15 protein-coding genes are annotated in these 17103 nt (G+C 66.1%); 5 read left to right on the top strand and 10 right to left on the bottom strand.

The genetic code is table 11. The features are described 5' to 3' along the window. Positions 1-19: 19 nt before the first annotated feature. Both BRADO_RS02010 and BRADO_RS02005 read left to right on the top strand, forming a co-directional pair. Positions 20-526 (top strand): RNA pyrophosphohydrolase, encoded by a 507-nt coding sequence (locus tag BRADO_RS02010; protein ID WP_011923646.1) that lies wholly within the window; start codon positions 20-22, stop codon positions 524-526. A gap of 137 nt (positions 527-663) precedes the next feature. Continuing rightward, complete coding sequence (locus BRADO_RS02005) at positions 664-1161, top strand: RNA pyrophosphohydrolase (RefSeq protein WP_041755998.1); 498 nt, start codon at positions 664-666, stop codon at positions 1159-1161. 297 nt (positions 1162-1458) lie between these two features. Here BRADO_RS02005 and BRADO_RS02000 read toward each other — a convergent pair whose 3' ends face one another. The 6 genes from BRADO_RS02000 to BRADO_RS01975 all read right to left on the bottom strand — a co-directional run bounded on the left by BRADO_RS02000 (position 1459) and on the right by BRADO_RS01975 (position 8458). Beyond that, the gene (locus tag BRADO_RS02000; protein WP_011923644.1) at positions 1459-3126 is read right to left on the bottom strand and encodes an adenylate/guanylate cyclase domain-containing protein; all 1668 of its coding nucleotides are present in this window, start codon (positions 3124-3126) and stop codon (positions 1459-1461) included. A 167-nt stretch (positions 3127-3293) separates the two neighbouring features. Further along, positions 3294-3701, bottom strand: coding sequence for a F0F1 ATP synthase subunit epsilon (locus BRADO_RS01995; protein ID WP_008961303.1), 408 nt, complete (start codon positions 3699-3701; stop codon positions 3294-3296). Positions 3702-3801: 100 nt separating this feature from the next. Beyond that, on the bottom strand, positions 3802-5244 hold the full coding sequence (atpD, locus tag BRADO_RS01990) for a F0F1 ATP synthase subunit beta (protein ID WP_006609208.1): 1443 nt from the start codon (positions 5242-5244) through the stop codon (positions 3802-3804). A gap of 89 nt (positions 5245-5333) precedes the next feature. Next, positions 5334-6212, bottom strand: coding sequence for a F0F1 ATP synthase subunit gamma (locus BRADO_RS01985; protein ID WP_011923643.1), 879 nt, complete (start codon positions 6210-6212; stop codon positions 5334-5336). A gap of 156 nt (positions 6213-6368) precedes the next feature. Then, positions 6369-7898 (bottom strand): F0F1 ATP synthase subunit alpha, encoded by a 1530-nt coding sequence (gene atpA, locus BRADO_RS01980; RefSeq protein ID WP_008961301.1) that lies wholly within the window; start codon positions 7896-7898, stop codon positions 6369-6371. Then, a complete protein-coding gene (locus tag BRADO_RS01975) occupies positions 7898-8458 on the bottom strand; it encodes a F0F1 ATP synthase subunit delta (protein ID WP_041755997.1) in 561 nt (186 codons plus the stop codon). Before BRADO_RS01975 ends, atpA begins: the two co-directional genes overlap by 1 nt. Positions 8459-9109: 651 nt before the next feature. Here BRADO_RS01975 and BRADO_RS01970 point away from each other — a divergent pair. After that, positions 9110-9655, top strand: coding sequence for a septal ring lytic transglycosylase RlpA family protein (locus BRADO_RS01970; protein ID WP_011923641.1), 546 nt, complete (start codon positions 9110-9112; stop codon positions 9653-9655). 119 nt (positions 9656-9774) lie between these two features. Here the strand turns inward: BRADO_RS01970 and BRADO_RS01965 are convergent, their stop codons facing one another. Continuing rightward, entirely contained in the window at positions 9775-11985 is a 2211-nt protein-coding gene (locus BRADO_RS01965) for a primosomal protein N' (RefSeq protein ID WP_011923640.1), read from the bottom strand. A gap of 342 nt (positions 11986-12327) precedes the next feature. Here BRADO_RS01965 and BRADO_RS01960 point away from each other — a divergent pair, with 342 nt between their 5' ends. Both BRADO_RS01960 and BRADO_RS01955 read left to right on the top strand, forming a co-directional pair. Next, positions 12328-13311, top strand: coding sequence for a tyrosine recombinase XerC (locus tag BRADO_RS01960; protein ID WP_011923639.1), 984 nt, complete (start codon positions 12328-12330; stop codon positions 13309-13311). A gap of 81 nt (positions 13312-13392) precedes the next feature. Beyond that, a complete protein-coding gene (locus tag BRADO_RS01955) occupies positions 13393-13983 on the top strand; it encodes a DUF4337 domain-containing protein (RefSeq protein ID WP_011923638.1) in 591 nt (196 codons plus the stop codon). Between the two features lie 207 nt (positions 13984-14190). Here the strand turns inward: BRADO_RS01955 and BRADO_RS01950 are convergent, their stop codons facing one another. From BRADO_RS01950 to BRADO_RS01940, 3 genes are all read right to left on the bottom strand, one after another. After that, on the bottom strand, positions 14191-14730 hold the full coding sequence (locus BRADO_RS01950) for a hypothetical protein (RefSeq protein WP_041755996.1): 540 nt from the start codon (positions 14728-14730) through the stop codon (positions 14191-14193). A gap of 130 nt (positions 14731-14860) precedes the next feature. Continuing rightward, a complete protein-coding gene (gene lpdA, locus BRADO_RS01945; protein ID WP_011923636.1) occupies positions 14861-16264 on the bottom strand; it encodes a dihydrolipoyl dehydrogenase in 1404 nt (467 codons plus the stop codon). Between the two features lie 45 nt (positions 16265-16309). Then, positions 16310-17056, bottom strand: coding sequence for an SDR family oxidoreductase (locus BRADO_RS01940; RefSeq protein ID WP_011923635.1), 747 nt, complete (start codon positions 17054-17056; stop codon positions 16310-16312). Positions 17057-17103 lie beyond the last annotated feature (47 nt).

The raw sequence follows: 17103 nt of genomic DNA, 5'->3' as shown, positions 1-17103 counted from the left end.
GCAGGAAGGCCGAGACGGAATGACGCGCTACGAGGACCTGCCCTACCGCACCTGCGTCGGCATCGCGCTGATCAACTCGGAAGGGCTGGTGTTCATCGGTCGCCGCGCCGGAGGCATCGAGCATGTCGACGACACCCATGTCTGGCAGATGCCGCAGGGCGGCGTCGATCCCGGCGAGGACGCCTGGGAAGCCGCCAAGCGCGAGCTTTATGAGGAGACCAGCGTCCGCTCGGTCGAGAAGCTCGCCGAGATCGACGACTGGCTGACCTACGACATCCCGCGCACGGTGGCCGGCCGGGCGTGGAAGGGCCGCTACCGCGGCCAGCGCCAGAAATGGTTCGCGCTGCGCTTCACCGGCAAGGATTCCGAGATCGACGTCGAACACCCTGGCGGCGGCCACCACAAGGCGGAGTTCATCACCTGGCGCTGGGAGCCGCTGCAGAACCTGCCGACGCTGATCGTGCCATTCAAGCGGCCGGTCTATGAGCGGGTGGCCAAGGAATTCGCGACGCTGGCGGGCGGCTGAGCGCGCTTCGGGCTTCGACCATCCCCATCGACCGCTCGGCGCGATCTGCACGGCCGTTGCACGGCATCCCTGCAGACCCGCCGCGACACCGCCGTCACGCTGCGCTGCTATGCGACGCGCAGACCATGGATGCGAGCATGACCGAGACCAGACCCTATCGCCCGAATGTCGGCATCGCCTTGTTGAATGCCGACGGCCTCGTCTTCCTCGGGCGCCGCTTTCGCGACGACGGCCCGGAGATCGTCCTGCCCGGCCTCGAATGGCAGATGCCGCAGGGTGGCGTCGACGCGGGCGAGGATCTGCAGGCGGCGGCGCGGCGCGAGCTGTGGGAGGAGACCGGCATCCGCGACGCCGACATTCTCGCCGAGACCGACTGGTTGACTTACGAGTTTCCGCCGTTCGAAGACCCCAACCACCGCCTCGCCCGCTTCCGCGGGCAGCGCCAGAAATGGTTCGCGATGCGCTTCACCGGCCGCGAGGCCGACATCGATCCGGTGACGCCGCGCAACGGCCAGCCGGCCGAGTTCGACGCCTGGCGCTGGGAACGGCTGGCGCGCGTGCCGGACCTGGTGGTGCCGTTCCGGCGCGAGGTGTATCGCGCGGTAGCAGAGGCGTTCGCGCATCTGGCGGCGTGAGTGAACCAGTGAAGTGCACTAATAGGTAGTCGGTGCGCAGCCAGATGCAGCGCCCTCTCCCCTTGTGGGAGAGGGCATCACCGACCTTCCGCGCATGCGGTTGGGTGAGGGGTCGGCTCCGCGAGCGGCACTCGTCGAGAGAGACCCCTCACCCAACCGAGTGGGCCGCGCTGTCCTAAGTGCCCTCTCCCACAAGGGGAGAGGGCGCATTCACGAGCACCTGAACGAGCCCACGATCCAAATATCGTGTCGAAGTCGAATGCGCGTTGACGCCTCATCGCGCGATTGTCTGGTAGACTAATTATCCTCGACCGTGAACGGGCCGATCGCGATCACGCGGCAGTCCTGGTCGCGCGTCGAGCAATCGGCCAGCGCGCCGCCGATCGCGGTCTCCTCGCGGTCGCCGTTCAGGCCGTAGCCGGGATGGCCTGATGTCCCGACCGCGATCGCGTTCCAGCCGGAGGATGCGGCGGCGAGGCGCCGCGCGACCTCGTCGCGGGCGTCAGCGGCGATCGCGGTGTGGCTGGCGGCGTGAAAGAAGCCGGTTGCCTTCATCACCGTCGGCACCGGCACCACGAACGCGTCATCCAGCGCGACGATCAGGCAGGGCGTCCCGGCCTGGGCACCGCAGGATTCGAGACTGCGCCGGACCACGTCGTCGGCCAGATCGCCGCCGACGAAGTAGACGAACTGCCCGCCTGGGCCCAGCGCGATGGCCTTGGTCCGCCGCGCATTGCCGTAATTCGCCTCCAGTCGCGCGCGCCCAGGATCGCGCGCCAGCGGCATCTCGGCTGCGTTGAACGCGCGCTCCGTCGTCGGGTCGTGGCGCACCCATGGCAGCGGCGGCAGGGGCGGCTTGCCATGCGGGTAGACGATGGTGTCGCCGACCGCATAGAGCTCGCATTTATGCAAGCTGGTCGAGGACTCGGCGCGCTGGTGACACTGCTCCAACGCCGCGGCCTTGGCCGCCTCTTCGCTCGGCTGCCCCGTGACGTAGGCGCTGACGCCGTTGACAGTGGTCGCGAACGCCTTGGCGCCCGGCGCCGGAACATAGTCGCGCGCCAGCGCGATACGGGTGCGCTCGCCGACGAACGGCACGGCGTCGGGCACGAATTTTTCGGCCGTGACGATCGGCGAGGGTTGGGCCGAGGGCTGCGGCGCGGGCGTCGCTGCCGCGGGCTCGGGAGACAGCGAGACCGGCGATGTGGCACCGCCGGATGAACCCGGCTTCGCCGACAACCGCGACAGCGCCGCCGCCGCGGACTTGGCGGCATCCGGCTGCGACGACGGCGGATCGCGGTGATCGAGGTAGAGCGCTGTTCCGACGCCGACCGCAACCATCAGGACGACAATGGCGACGCCGGCCTTGAGCAGGCGTTTGGCGACAGACGGGGGCTTGGTCTTGTCCTGGGGCGCCGCGTAGGTGCCGTCCTCGCGGCGCATCGCCACGCGATAGGCGTGCACCGGCGTCGGGATGTTTTTGACCTCGCGGGCGCCCATGTCGGCGAATTGCACCGACAGCTTGTTGGCGACCTGCTCGTGCACCGCGCGCGAGATGCAGATGCCGCCGACATCGGCGAGGCCCTCGAGCCGTGCGGCGATGTTCACACCGTCGCCGAGCAGATCACCGTCGCGCTCGACGACGTCGCCGATGGTGATGCCGATGCGGTAGCTCATCTGGCGGCTCGGCGGATAAGCCATGTTGCGCGTGCGCAGGCTCTCCTGGATGTCGATCGCGCAGCGCACCGCCTCGACGGCGCTCGGAAACTCCGCAAGCACGGCGTCGCCGGCAGTGTTGAAGATGCGGCCGCCGGCCCGGGCGATGAAGTCGTCGACGACCTCGCGATAGGCCGCCAGACGCCGCAGCGTCTCTTCTTCATCCTCGGCGACGAGGCGGGAGTAGCCTGCAATGTCAGCTGCGAATATCGCGGCAATCTTGCGCTTCAAGACGATCTGCCCTGCCATCTCACCACGCTGATCCGAACGGCCGGGAGAATGCCGCCGGATCGGCGGCCGCGCAACCGGCTTTCCTTGAAGTAGTCACGCGTCGCGGCGCCACGTTCGAGCCCGGAGACGAAAATGGCCGGGCAAAGCCCGGCCATGAATATCCGTTTAGGATCGCTGCGGATGGGTCAGTGCAGGGCCGTCGTGTTCAGCTGCTGCTGGATCGTCTTGAAGTGGTCGAGCCGCTCGATCGCACGATCGAGCTCGTCACCCTGCTTCTCGTTCAGCTTGGCTTCCATCCCCGAAATCTCCGTCGCGAAGGCGGTCTGGTCCAGCTCCTTCAGCGACGTCGCGACGTCGGCGAGGATGGTCAGTCCCTTCTCCGAGATCTCGGCGAGGCCGCCGAGCACGATGATCTTCTGCTGTGTGCCGCCGGTCGTGACCGTCAGAATGCCCGGGCGCAAGGTGGCGACGAACGGCGCGTGACCTGCGAGCACGCCGAAATCACCCTCCTGGCCGGGAACGTCGACCTGATCGACCTCGCCCGAGAAGGCGATCTTTTCCGGCGAGACGAGATCGAAGTGGAAAGTTGCCATGAGGAAACCTGCGAATAGCGGATAGCGAACAGCGAGTAGGGAGGAAGGGAGCAGCGAATGAGATCGTTCTATTCGCTACTCCCGCTTCGCTATTCGCCTCTTAGGCGGCTTCCGCCGCCAGCTTCTTGCCCTTCTCGACCGCCTCTTCGATGGTGCCGACCATGTAGAAGGCAGCCTCCGGCAGGTGGTCGTACTTGCCTTCCACCAGGCCCTTGAAGCCCTTGATGGTGTCGGCGAGCTCGACGAACTTGCCCGGCGATCCCGTGAAGATTTCGGCGACGTGGAACGGCTGCGACATGAAGCGCTCGACCTTGCGGGCGCGCGCGACAGTCAGCTTGTCCTCTTCCGAGAGCTCGTCCATGCCCAGGATGGCGATGATGTCCTGCAGCGCCTTGTAGCGCTGAAGCACCTGCTGCACCTGGCGGGCGACCGCATAGTGCTCCTCGCCGACGACCAGCGGGGAGAGCATGCGCGACGTCGAGTCGAGCGGGTCGACGGCCGGGTAGATGCCCTTTTCGGCGATCGAGCGCGACAGCGTCGTGGTCGCGTCCAAGTGCGCGAACGACGTCGCCGGGGCCGGGTCGGTCAAGTCGTCGGCCGGCACGTAGATGGCCTGCACCGAGGTGATCGAGCCCTTGGTGGTGGTGGTGATGCGCTCCTGCAGCGCGCCCATGTCGGTGGCGAGCGTCGGCTGATAACCCACCGCCGAAGGAATACGGCCGAGCAGCGCCGACACTTCCGAGCCGGCCTGGGTGAAGCGGAAGATGTTGTCGACGAAGAACAGCACGTCCTGGCCCTTGTCGCGGAAGTCTTCCGCGATGGTCAGACCGGTGAGCGCGACGCGGGCGCGGGCGCCCGGCGGCTCGTTCATCTGGCCGAACACCAGCGCGCACTTCGACTTCACGCTCGGATCCGGGTTGTGCGGATCGGCATTGACCTTGGACTCGATGAACTCGTGATAGAGGTCGTTGCCCTCGCGGGTGCGCTCACCGACGCCGGCGAACACCGAGTAGCCGCCGTGTGCCTTGGCGACGTTGTTGATCAGCTCCTGAATCAGCACGGTCTTGCCGACGCCGGCGCCGCCGAACAGACCGATCTTGCCGCCCTTGGCGTAGGGGGCGAGCAGGTCGACGACCTTGATGCCGGTCACGAGGATCTCGGCCTCGGTCGACTGGTCGGTGTAGGTCGGCGCTTCCTGGTGAATGGCGCGGACGTTGTCGGCCTTCACCGGGCCGGCTTCGTCGATCGGCTCGCCGATCACGTTGATGATGCGGCCGAGCGTGCCTTCGCCGACGGGAACGCGGATCGGAGCGCCGGTGTCGGTCACTTCCTGGCCACGGACCAGACCTTCGGTCGTGTCCATCGCGATCGCGCGCACGGTGGATTCACCGAGATGCTGCGCGACCTCGAGCACGAGGCGGTTGCCGCCGTTCTTCGTTTCCAGCGAGTTGAGAATTGCGGGCAGGTGACCTTCGAACTGAACGTCGACGACAGCGCCGATCACCTGGGTGACGCGACCGATCTGGTTGGCTGCGGTAGCCATCTCATCTCTCTCCTTACGATCCGAATTTCAGGCGCAGTCCGTGGGACCGCGAAACTTGAACGTATTTTCTTCCAGCGGGCGCTGCGCGGTTAGACCGCCTCGGCGCCCGAAATGATTTCGATCAGTTCCTTGGTGATCATCGCCTGACGCGTGCGGTTGTAGACCAGCGTCTGCTTGCGGATCATCTCACCGGCGTTGCGGGTGGCGTTGTCCATCGCCGACATCTGCGCGCCGTAGAACGAGGCGTTGTTCTCGAGCAGCGCGCGGAAGATCTGGACGCCGACGTTGCGCGGCAGCAGCGCGGACAGGATCTCGTCCTCCTCCGGCTCGTACTCGTAGAGCGCGACCGGCGCGGCGTTGGCGGCGGGCGCCTCGACCACCAGCGGGATGATCTGCTGCGCGGTCGGGATCTGCGCGATGACCGACTTGAAGCGCGAATAGAACAGCGTGCAGACGTCGAACTCGCCGGCGTCGAAGCGGGCGATCACCTGCTTGGCGATATCCTCGGCATGCACGAAGCCGATCTGGCGCACCGAGCGCAAATCGACATGGGCGATGATCTGCTTCTCGAACTGGCGACGCAGCTGCTCGTAGCCCTTCCGGCCGACGCAGAAGAACTTCACGTCCTTGCCCTGGTTCATCAGGGCCAGCGCGCGCTCTCGGGCGAGGCGCACGATCGACGAGTTGAACGCGCCGGACAGGCCGCGCTCGCCGGTGCAGACCAGCAGCAGGTGGACCTGGTCACGACCGGTGCCGGCCAGCAGCTTCGAACTCGCGGGCGATCCGGCGGAAGCGGCCGCGATGTTCGAGATGACAGCGTCCATCTTCTCGGCATAGGGACGCGCCGCCTCGGCCGCCAGCTGCGCGCGGCGCAGCTTCGAGGCCGCGACCATCTGCATGGCCTTGGTGATCTTCTGCGTCGCCTTGGTCGAGGCGATGCGGACGCGCATATCTTTCAGTGACGCCATGGCTTGTTAGCTCACCCCGGCGGCCGATCCCGTGGGAACCTTGCCGCTCAACCCATCTAATCCCTAAGCGCCAGGCCGTGCGCCTGGCGTGACGTCTTGGTCCACGTCTGATGACGTGGGGTGGCCTGGCATGCCGGCCACCGCCTCCCGGTCGGATCAGGAGAAGGTCTTGGCAAAACCTTCGACCGCAGCCTTCAGCTTGGCCGCGCTGTCATCCGACAGATCGCGCGTGTCGCGGATCGTGTTCAAGAGGTCGGCGTGCTTGCCGCGCAGCAGCGACAGCAGGCCGTCCTCGAAGGCGCGGACCTTGTTGAGCGGAAGACCGTCGAGGAAGCCGTTGGTGCCGGCCCAGATCACGCACACCTGCTCTTCCATCTTCAGCGGCGAGAACTGCGGCTGTTTCAGGAGCTCGGTCAGGCGCGAGCCGCGGTTCAGCAGGCGCTGGGTCGCCGCGTCGAGGTCGGAGCCGAACTGGGCGAAGGCCGCCATTTCGCGGTACTGCGCCAGCTCGCCCTTGATCTTGCCGGCGACCTTCTTCATCGCCTTGGTCTGCGCCGACGAGCCGACGCGCGACACCGACAGACCGACGTTCACGGCGGGGCGGATGCCCTGGAAGAACAGGTCGGTTTCCAGGAAGATCTGGCCGTCGGTGATCGAGATGACGTTGGTCGGGATGTAGGCCGACACGTCGTTGGCCTGGGTTTCGATGACTGGCAGAGCGGTCAGCGAGCCCGCACCCTGGGTCTCGTTCAGCTTGGCGGCGCGCTCGAGCAGGCGGGAGTGCAGGTAGAACACGTCGCCCGGATAGGCCTCGCGGCCCGGCGGACGGCGCAGCAGCAGCGACATCTGGCGGTAGGCGACGGCCTGCTTGGAGAGGTCGTCATAGATGATGACGGCGTGCATGCCGTTGTCGCGGAAGTACTCGCCCATGGTGCAGCCGGTGAACGGCGCCAGGTACTGCATCGGGGCCGGATCGGACGCGGTCGCGGCGACCACGATCGAGTATTCCAGCGCGCCCTGCTCTTCCAGCACCTTCACGAACTGGGCGACGGTCGAACGCTTCTGACCGACGGCCACATAGACGCAGTACAGCTTGATCTTCTCGTCAGGCTGGGCGTTGAGCGGCTTCTGGTTCAGGATGGTGTCGAGCGCGATCGCGGTCTTGCCGGTCTGACGGTCGCCGATGATCAGCTCGCGCTGGCCGCGGCCGATCGGGATCAGGGCGTCGATCGCCTTCAGGCCGGTGGCCATCGGCTCGTTGACCGACTTGCGCGGAATGATGCCGGGCGCCTTGACGTCGACGCGCTTGCGCTCGGTGAACTGGATCGGGCCCTTGCCGTCGATCGGGTTGCCGAGGGCGTCGACGACGCGGCCGAGCAGGCCCTTGCCGACGGGCGCGTCGACGATGGCGCGGGTGCGCTTGACGGTCTGGCCTTCCTTGATCTCGCGGTCGGCGCCGAAGATGACGACGCCGACATTGTCGGTCTCGAGGTTCAGCGCCATGCCGCGGGTGCCGTTCTCGAACTCGACCATTTCACCGGCCTGGACGTTGTCGAGACCGTAGACGCGGGCGATACCGTCACCGACGGACAGCACCTGCCCGACTTCGGTGACTTCGGCTTCCTGCCCGAAATTCTTGATCTGGTCCTTGAGGATCGCGGAAATTTCCGCGGCGCGGATGTCCATCAGCCTGCCTCTTTCATCGCGTGCTTGATCGAGTTGAGTTTGGTGCGAAGCGAACTATCGATCATGCGGCTGCCGAGCTTGACGACGAGCCCGCCGATAATCGCTGGATCGACTTTCACGTTGAGCGCGACGTCCTTGCCGGTCACCGTCTTCAGGGCGGCCTTCAAGGCGTCGAGATTCTTGTCGGAGATCGGCTCGGCGACGGTGACGTCGGCCGTGGCTTCACCCTTGTATTTGGCGACCAGCGCATTGAAGGCGCGGATCACGTCGGCCACCGCGAACAGGCGGCGATTGGTGGTCAGCACGCGCAGCACGTTGGCGGCGACACCGGCGATGCCGGCCTTGTCGAGCACCGCGTTGAGCGCCTTGAGCTGTGTATCGGCGCCGAACACGGGGCTGCGGACCAGACGCTTCAGATCGGCACTCTCGTCGAGAAGAGCATTGAATTTGTCGAGATCGGCCTTGACCGCATCGACGGACTTTTCGTCACGGGCCAATTCAAACAGGGCCGTCGCGTAACGACCGGACACACCGGATACGGAGGGATCTTCAGCAGCCACAGGCGCGCTCTTTATATAAGTGCCCAACCCACAAGAGGGAAACCGGAGCGCCGCTGCAGCGCAAACCGGTTAAGCCCTTGGAATTCAAGCAGGACTTTGATTTTCGATCGCCGCGGGAGCGGCTTGATCACGAAAAGCGGCGCTTTGCTAACATAGCGTACGCGCAGCCGCAACAAGCGGTGGCCCGCTATTCGGCACGTTGTTGCCGCGCTGCAGCTGGCGATCTCAAGCAGCCCAAGCGCGCGCTTTCCAGCTCACCGCGCTAGACCGGCCCGGGATACCGTCGTTCAGGATTTCCGTTCCAGCTGTTGCTGCATGACCGCTATGTCCGTCTGGGCTTGCACGGTGCTTGGGTAAGGTTGGGCGGCCAGCGCCCATTCAGGCCAGCATTACTTGTCAAGAGGCCGTCAAGCTCAACGAGAACTTAACTCGACAGTAAACGAAAGTATTTATTAGTTAACGAAGTGTTAAAGTATCAGATTACGGAATTTTCTGTGATGAAGAGCACCTCTCCTAAGATAATTCGATCCCGGCGGAACAATTTCTACTGCCCCATTCGTGCCTCATTGCGCCAGCAAACGGCGCGCGCCTCAACACCTGACGGGGGTCCACTGGCTGCAGAACGCAGCAATACTGTTTCGAGGGACATCGATGCTGAAACTCAACAACCTCTCGGCTGGCAAGATCGCCGGCTCGCGTACCGCACTCGCCGTTGCCGTGACGCTGATCGTCGGTGGCACCGCCACCGAAGCCTCGGCCCGCTCCAGGCACCATCACCATCATCACGCTCGCCATCATCATCACATGGCGCGCCAGGCTGCTCAGCCCGCAGCAGACTCCTTTTCTAACGGCTGGTCGAACAACTCGTCCTGGATGAATTCCAATGCCTCGGTCGCGCCGACGTCCGGCACCGGCCGCACCTTCTCGGGCATGGCGTCCTACTACGGCAACGAGTCCGGCAGCCGCACCGCCTCCGGCCAGCGCATGAACGCCAACGCCATGACCTGCGCCCACCGCTCGCTGCCGTTCGGCACCAAGCTGCGCGTCACCCACGGCGGCAACAGCGTCATCGTCACCGTCAATGATCGTGGTCCGTTCATCCGCGGCCGCGTGCTCGACCTCTCGACCGGCGCCGCCCGCGCCATCGGCCTGACCCGCTCGGGCGTCGGCCGCGTGACCGCCGAGGTCGTGTCGTAAGACACCTATCTATCCGCGCGTCATTGCGAGGAGCGAAGCGACGAAGCAATCCAGAGTCCCACCCCGGCCCCTGGATTGCTTCGCTGCGCTCGCAATGACGTCGGAGAGACCGCCTTGCGCTACAAGAAGCTCTGCGGGTCGACGTCGACCTCGAGCTTGAGGTTGCCCTTGGGCTTCTCGGCATGCGCCAGCCAGTGGCGCAGGTAATCCGACAGATCGAAATTGCGCGCCGACTTGAGCAGCAACCGGAAACGGTAGCGGCCCTTGATGACGGCCAGCGGCGCCTCGGCCGGGCCGAGCAGCAGGACGCCCTCTTCCCGCGGCGCTGACGCCACCAGCCGTCTCGCAAATCCTTCCGCTGTCGGCCGGTCGCCGGCCGAGATGATCAGGCTTGCCAGCCGGCCGAACGGCGGATAGCCGGTGCGTTCGCGCGCCTCGATCTCGCTGGTGTAGAACGCCTCGCGGTCGCAGGCGACCAGCGCCTTCATCACGGGGTGCTCGGGCTGGTGGGTCTGCAGATAGCCGCGGCCACGTCCCTGCTCGCGGCCGGCGCGACCGATCACCTGGTTGAGAAGTTGCCAGGTGCGCTCGGCGGCGCGCGGATCGCCATTCCCGAGGCCGAGATCGGCGTCGACCACCCCGACCAGATTGAGCCGCGGGAAGTTGTGGCCCTTGGCCACGAGCTGGGTACCGATGATGAGATCGACGCGGCCCTCCGCGATCGCCGTCAGCTCCGCGCGCATGGTCTCGATCGAGGTGATCAGGTCGCTCGACAGCACCATGCTGCGGGCGTCCGGAAACAGCGCCGCCGCCTCCTCCTGCAGCCGCTCCACGCCGGGACCGACGGCGACCAGCGACTCCTCGGCCGCGCAATGCGGACAGGTCGGCGGCCGCGCCATCGAGAACCCGCAGTGATGACAGACCAACCGCTGCCGAAATCGGTGGTCGACCAGCCAGGCGTCGCAGATGGTGCAGGCGAAGCGGTGGCCGCAGGCGCGGCACAGGGTCAGCGGCGCATAGCCGCGGCGGTTCAGGAACAAGAGCGCCTGCTCGCCGCGCTCGATCGCGGTGCGGATATGGCCGGCCAGCCGCGGCGAGACGTAGCGGCCGCGCGGCGGCGGCTCGCGGCGGAGATCGATGGCCTCGATATGCGGCATGTGCTGGCCGCCGAAGCGCGACGGCAGCGCGACGCGCTGGTAGCGGCCCTTGCGGGCATTGACCTCGGTCTCGACCGAGGGCGTCGCGGAGGCCAGCACCACCGGAAACTTGGCGATATGGCCGCGCACCACCGCCATGTCGCGGGCGTGGTAATGCGCGCCCTCGTCCTGCTTGTAGGCCTGGTCGTGCTCCTCATCGACGACGATGAGACCAAGATCGGCATAGGGCAGGAACAGCGCCGAGCGCGCGCCGACCACGACCGGCGCCTCGCCGGCGGCAATCGCCGCCCAATTGCGCTGGCGGGTACGCGGCGTCAGCTCGGAATGCCATTCCAGGGGACGCACGCCGAAGCGGCGCGAGAAGCGCTCGAGAAACTGCCCTGTCAGCGCGATCTCCGGCATCAGGATCAGCGACTGCCGGCCGCGCCGGACCGTCTCGGCCACGGCCTCGAAATACACCTCGGTCTTGCCGGAGCCGGTGACGCCGTCGAGCAGCGCGACGTTGAAGGTGCCGCACGCCGCCAGAGCCCGCATGGCCTCGACGCCGGCGAGCTGGGCATCGAAGAACTCCGGCTGCGCGAAGGACGGATCGGGCGTCGGCGGCGGCAGCACGCGCGGCATGGCTTCGACAGTCAGCGTCCCCTCGTCGACCAGGCCGTCGATCACGCTCGCAGAGACGCCGATCTCGCGGACGAGATCGGACTTGCCATGCAGCAAGCCGTCCGACACCGCCTCGATCACCCGCCGCCGCGCCGGCGTCAGGCGCTTCGGGGGCTCGCCGACTAGGCGGACGCCGAGCCGGACCCGCTCGGGGCCGAGATGCTCGCCCATGCGCAGGGCCATCCGCAGCACCATGCCGCGCGGCGACAGCGTGTAATTGGCGACCCAGTCGACCAGCGACCGCAGCTCCGGCTTGAGCGGCGGCACATCGAGCTTTTCGCTGACGTCCTTGAGCCGGTTGTGCAGGCGCGGATCGGGATTGGCGTTCTCGGCCCATACGACTGCCAGCACCTCGCGGGGGCCGAGCGGCACACCGACCACATCGCCCGGCTTCAGCGCCATGCCGCGCGGCACGCGGTAGGAATAGGTGTGATCGAGCGCGACCGGAACCAGCACGTCGACCACGCCGGCCGCGCTGGTGGCACCTGGAAAGAGATCGGTCGGGCGGTCCATGAGGGCGGAGATAGCCTTGCTCGGATGGAAGCGAAAGCCGCCCGGCAAAGTTAGCGAACGGTAAAGGACGAGGATGCGATATATGGGATCGTCATGAGATGAGGTCGAGCACTTTCGGCGTCGGCGGTGCACCCTCTCCCCTTGTGGGAGAGGGTGGCGAGAATGAGCGGAGCGAATTCGCGCCGGGTGAGGGGTCTGTCTCCGCGGATGCAGACCCCTCACCCGGCTTCGATGCTGCCGCATCGAAGCCACCCTCTCCCACAAGAGGAGAGGGTACACCGCGCATGCCGCTGAATGCGTTCGACGTCATCAGGACGATGAGTCGGCAGGTGTGCGTGATCGATGGCAAAGACGGCAGAAGCGACTGACAACGCGCCCGACCTCCCCGACCTCATCGGTGCCGACGACGGCGTCGTACGCGCCATGACGCAGTGGCTGGCGCATTTGCGCAGCGAACGGCGGCTGTCGCCGAAGACGGTCGAGGCCTATGCGCGCGACCTCCGGCAATGCCTGCAATTCCTCTGCACGCATTGGGGCGAGCCGGTCACGCTCCCGCGCTTCGCCGCGCTGGAGGCCTCCGACATCCGCGCTTTCATGGCGATGCGCCGCGCCGACGACATCGCCGGCCGATCCCTGATGCGGACCTTGGCGGGCCTGCGCTCGTTCGGCCGCTTCCTGGAGCGCGAGGGCCAGGGCAAGGTCGGCGCACTTGCAGGCGTGCGCGCGCCAAAGATCGCCAAGAGCCTGCCGAAGCCGCTGCCGATGGACTCCGCCAAGCGTCTCACGGACGCCGACGAGCGCGCCGGCGAGTCACGCGAGACCTGGGTGCTGGCGCGCGACGCCGCCGTAATGGCCCTGCTCTATGGCTCAGGCCTGCGCATCTCCGAGGCGCTCGGCCTGAAGCGGCGCGAGGTGCCGCGCCCCGGCGAAGGCGACGTGCTGATCGTGACCGGCAAGGGCAACAAGACCCGCATGGTGCCGGTGCTGCAGAACGTGCTTGCGCTGATCGATGAATACGCACGTCTGTGCCCCTACCCGCTGCCCGCCGAGGGCCCGATGTTTCTCGGCGCCAAGGGCGGTCCGCTGAGCCCGCGCATCATCCAGCTGGCGATGGAGCGGCTGCGCGGCGCGCTCGGCCTGCCGGACAGCGCCACGCCGCACGCGCTGCGCCATTCCTTCGCGACGCATCTGTTGTCGCGCGGCGGCGATTTGCGCGCGATCCAGGAGCTGCTCGGGCACGCCTCGCTGTCGACCACACAGGTCTACACCGGCATCGATTCGGAGCGGCTGCTGCAGGTCTACGCGTCGGCGCATCCGCGGCGGTGACACCGTTCCGTCACATCCTTTCCCTTGCGCGACCACCGAGCTTCCGGCAATCGTTCCCTCGCTTGATCCGGAGGGGAACAGATGAGCGCACATGAGAGCATGGAGCATGCGGAGCACGCCGAGCACGCATCGGGCGAGAACAAGAAGATTGCCCTGCTGATCGCGGTGATCGCGCTGTTCCTGGCGTTGTCGGAAACGCTGGGCAAAGGTGCGCAGACCGAATCGATCAGCAAGAACGTCGAGGCGTCCAACCTCTGGGCCTTCTTCCAGGCTAAGACCGTGCGTCGCACGGTGGTACAGACGGCGGCCGAACAGGGCAAGCTGAACCTGCCGGCGCTGCCGGATGATGCATCAAAGGCCGCGCTGCAGAAACAGATCGACGATTGGCAGAAGAATGCCGCCCGTTACCGCTCGGAGCCGGAGACCGGCGAAGGCAGCGAGCAGCTCGCGGAACGCGCCAAGCACGCCGAGCACGAGCGCGACGAAGCGACCGCCAAATACCACCACTACGAACTCGCCTCGGCCGCCTTCCAGATCGGTATCGTGCTGGCCTCGGCGACGATCATCACAGGTATGATCGTGCTGGCCTGGGTATCGGGCGGCCTCGCGCTGGTCGGCATTGCGATGACCTTGCTCGGGCTATTCCAGCCGCATCTGCTGCATCTGCATTGAGGTCGGGAGCGACAGCTTAGGGGAAGTCACGCCACGTCCTTCCGGGGCAAGGCCGCAGGCCTTGATCCCGGAATCTCGAGCTTGGCTTGCGTTCATTCTCAACAATCGCGAGATTACGGGTTCAATCGTCAGCGCGCTTTGCGCTCTGACGATTGCCCCGGAATAACGGCGATGGTGGCACGAACTGCGCCGCCGCACTTTGAAACGTCACCGCGCCTGTACGCTGCGGCGGAAGCGCAGAATCTGGCGGAGCACGCGGGACGACCAGCCGCTGGTGTTGGTGCGGAGCACGTCGCGGACGATGTCGCGGATGCGCTGCTTGATCGGGTCGACCAACTCGGCGGCTCGGCGGCGCAGCGTCAGGACCGACTCATACAGCCAGGCGAACCAGCCCATCTGCAGCAGCTTGTGGCGCGTCACGTCGAAGATGAAGGCGGTGATGCCGACGCCGACCATCTTGCCGAACACGATCGTCAGCAACGCCAGCTTCCACTGGTGATGCATCAGCAGCCACATGCCCACCAGCTTGAGCGGAAACAGCAGCACGAACGGCACGATGAAGACCAACAAGGTCAGCGCTGGCGACAGCGTCTCGATCCGTGCCGCGAGCCAGCGCTTGAGGCTGCGCAACGGAATCGCGGCGACGATCCGGGCCACGATAGGCTCGAGATGGTCCCACAGCCACGCCTCGATCAGGAAAATGATCGCGAGGAGGATCCAGAACGGCTGAAGCAGGCGGCGCAGCATCGGTCTCCATCTCCGCCAGGCCCCGGGCACGAGGCCGCTATGACGTTAGGACCTCACACCTTGCCGTTTGGTTCAGCGTGATCGGCAGGCCATTTTGTCGCACCTGCCGATCCCCGCCGCCTGGCGTCGGTCACATGTGGATGGCGCGCTTGCCCACCGCAAGAGCGGCTTCCTTGACCGCCTCCGAGCGCGTCGGATGCGCGTGGCAGGTGCGCGCCAGATCCTCAGCCGAGCCACCGAACTCCATCAATACGGCGGCTTCGTGGATCATTTCACCGGCTTCGCGGCCGATGATGTGAGCGCCGAGCACGCGGTCGGTCTTCGCATCTGCGAGAATCTTCACGAAGCCGTCAGTGGTCTGGTTGACCTTGGAACGTCCATTCGCGGTGAACGGAAACTTACCGACGGTATAAACAATACCGGCCTGCTTCAGCTCGTCCTCGGTCTTGCCGACCGAGGCCACTTCCGGCGTGGTGTAGACCACGCCGGGGATCACGTCGTAGTTCACGTGGCCGGCCTGGCCGGCGAGGATCTCGGCGCAGGCGACGCCTTCATCCTCGGCCTTGTGCGCGAGCATCGGGCCGGCGACGACGTCGCCGATGGCGTAGACGCCGGGCACGCTGGTCGCGAAATGATGATCGATCTGGACGCGGCCGCGATTGTCGAGCGCGACGCCGGCTTCCTGCAGCCCGAGGCCGTCGGTGTAGGGCACGCGGCCGATCGCGACCAGCACGACATCGGCGTCGATCTTCTCGGCGGCGCCGCCTGCGGCCGGCTCGATCGTGGCCGAGAGCTTCGCGCCTGACGTATCGACGCCGGTGACCTTGGCGCCGAGCTTGAACGCAAAGCCCTGCTTCTCGAGGATGCGCTGGAACTGTTTGGCGATCTCCAGGTCCATGCCGGGCAGGATGCGGTCGAGGAATTCGACCACAGTGACCTTGGCGCCGAGGCGGCGCCACACCGAGCCGAGCTCGAGCCCGATCACGCCGGCGCCGACCACGAGCAGGCTCGACGGCACCTTGTCCAGCGCCAGCGCGCCGGTGGAGGACACGATGCGCTTCTCGTCGATCTCGATGCCCTTGAGCCGCGCGATATCCGAGCCGGTGGCGATCACGATGTTCTTGGTCTCGACGGTCTGCGCCGCGCCGTCATTGCCGGTGACCTGAACCTTGCCGGTACCGAGGATCTTGCCCTTGCCCTGGAGGACGTCGATCTTGTTCTTCTTCATCAGGAACTCGACGCCTTTGACGTTGCCATCGATGCCCTGCTGCTTGAAGTTCATCATCGACGGCAGATCGACCTCGGGCGCCGACACCTTGATGCCCATCTTGGCGAAGGAGTGTCCGGCCTCCTCGAACAGCTCCGAGGCGTGCAGCAGCGCCTTCGAGGGCATGCAGCCGACATTGAGGCAGGTGCCGCCGAGGGTGGCGTTCTTCTCGACCACGGCCACCTTCATGCCGAGCTGCGCTGCGCGGATGGCGCAGACATAACCACCGGGTCCGGTGCCGATGACGACGAGATCGTAAGTAGCCATGATCGAATGTTCCGTAAGCTTTGTAGTCAGAGATGATGACGGTCGTCAGCGTCCGCCCGACACGTCGAGAATGGCCGAAGTGACATAGGAGGCCTCGTCCGAGAGCAGCCAGACGATGGCATTGGCGATTTCCTCCGCGGTGCCGACGCGCTTCATCGGCACCATGGGAGCAAGCCGATGGGCGCGATCGGGTTCGCCGCCCGAGGCGTGGATGTCGGTATCGATCAGGCCCGGCCGGATGGCGGCGACGCGGATGCCCTCATTGGCGACCTCGTGGCCGAGGCCGACGGTGAAGGAATCGATCGCGCCCTTCGAGGCGGCATAGTCGACATAGGTATTGGGTGAGCCGAGCTTGGCAGCGACCGACGACAGATTGATGATCACCCCGCCCTGCCCGCCATGCCGCGTCGACATCCGCTTCACGGCCTCTCTTGCGCAGAGAATGCTGCCGGTGACATTGACCGCCATCAAGCGCTCGATGCGCTCGGCGCTCATCTCGTCGACGCGTGTGGTCGGGCCGACGATGCCGGCATTGTTGATGAGGGCACCGAGGGTGCCGAACTTGTCGGCCGCCTTGAACAGCGCGAGGATGTCGTGCTCGCGGCCGACGTCGCATTTCACCGCGATCGCCTTGCCGTTCTTGGCCTCGATGGCGGCGACGGTGCTCTGCGCGGCGGCCTCATTGGAGGCGTAGCCGACCACGATCTTGAAGCCGCGCGATACAGCGGCGATTGCGGTGGCGCGGCCGATGCCGCGGCTGCCGCCGGTGATCACTGCAACCCTGTCGGTCATGATGGCCCCGTTAGGTCTGAGGCGCGCTCTTGGGAAGCGCGCCTCGT

Origin of the sequence: Bradyrhizobium sp. ORS 278 (assembly GCF_000026145.1) — a bacterium.
Taxonomy (GTDB): Bacteria; Pseudomonadota; Alphaproteobacteria; order Rhizobiales; family Xanthobacteraceae; genus Bradyrhizobium.
This window is presented reverse-complemented; position numbering and strand designations above follow the sequence as displayed.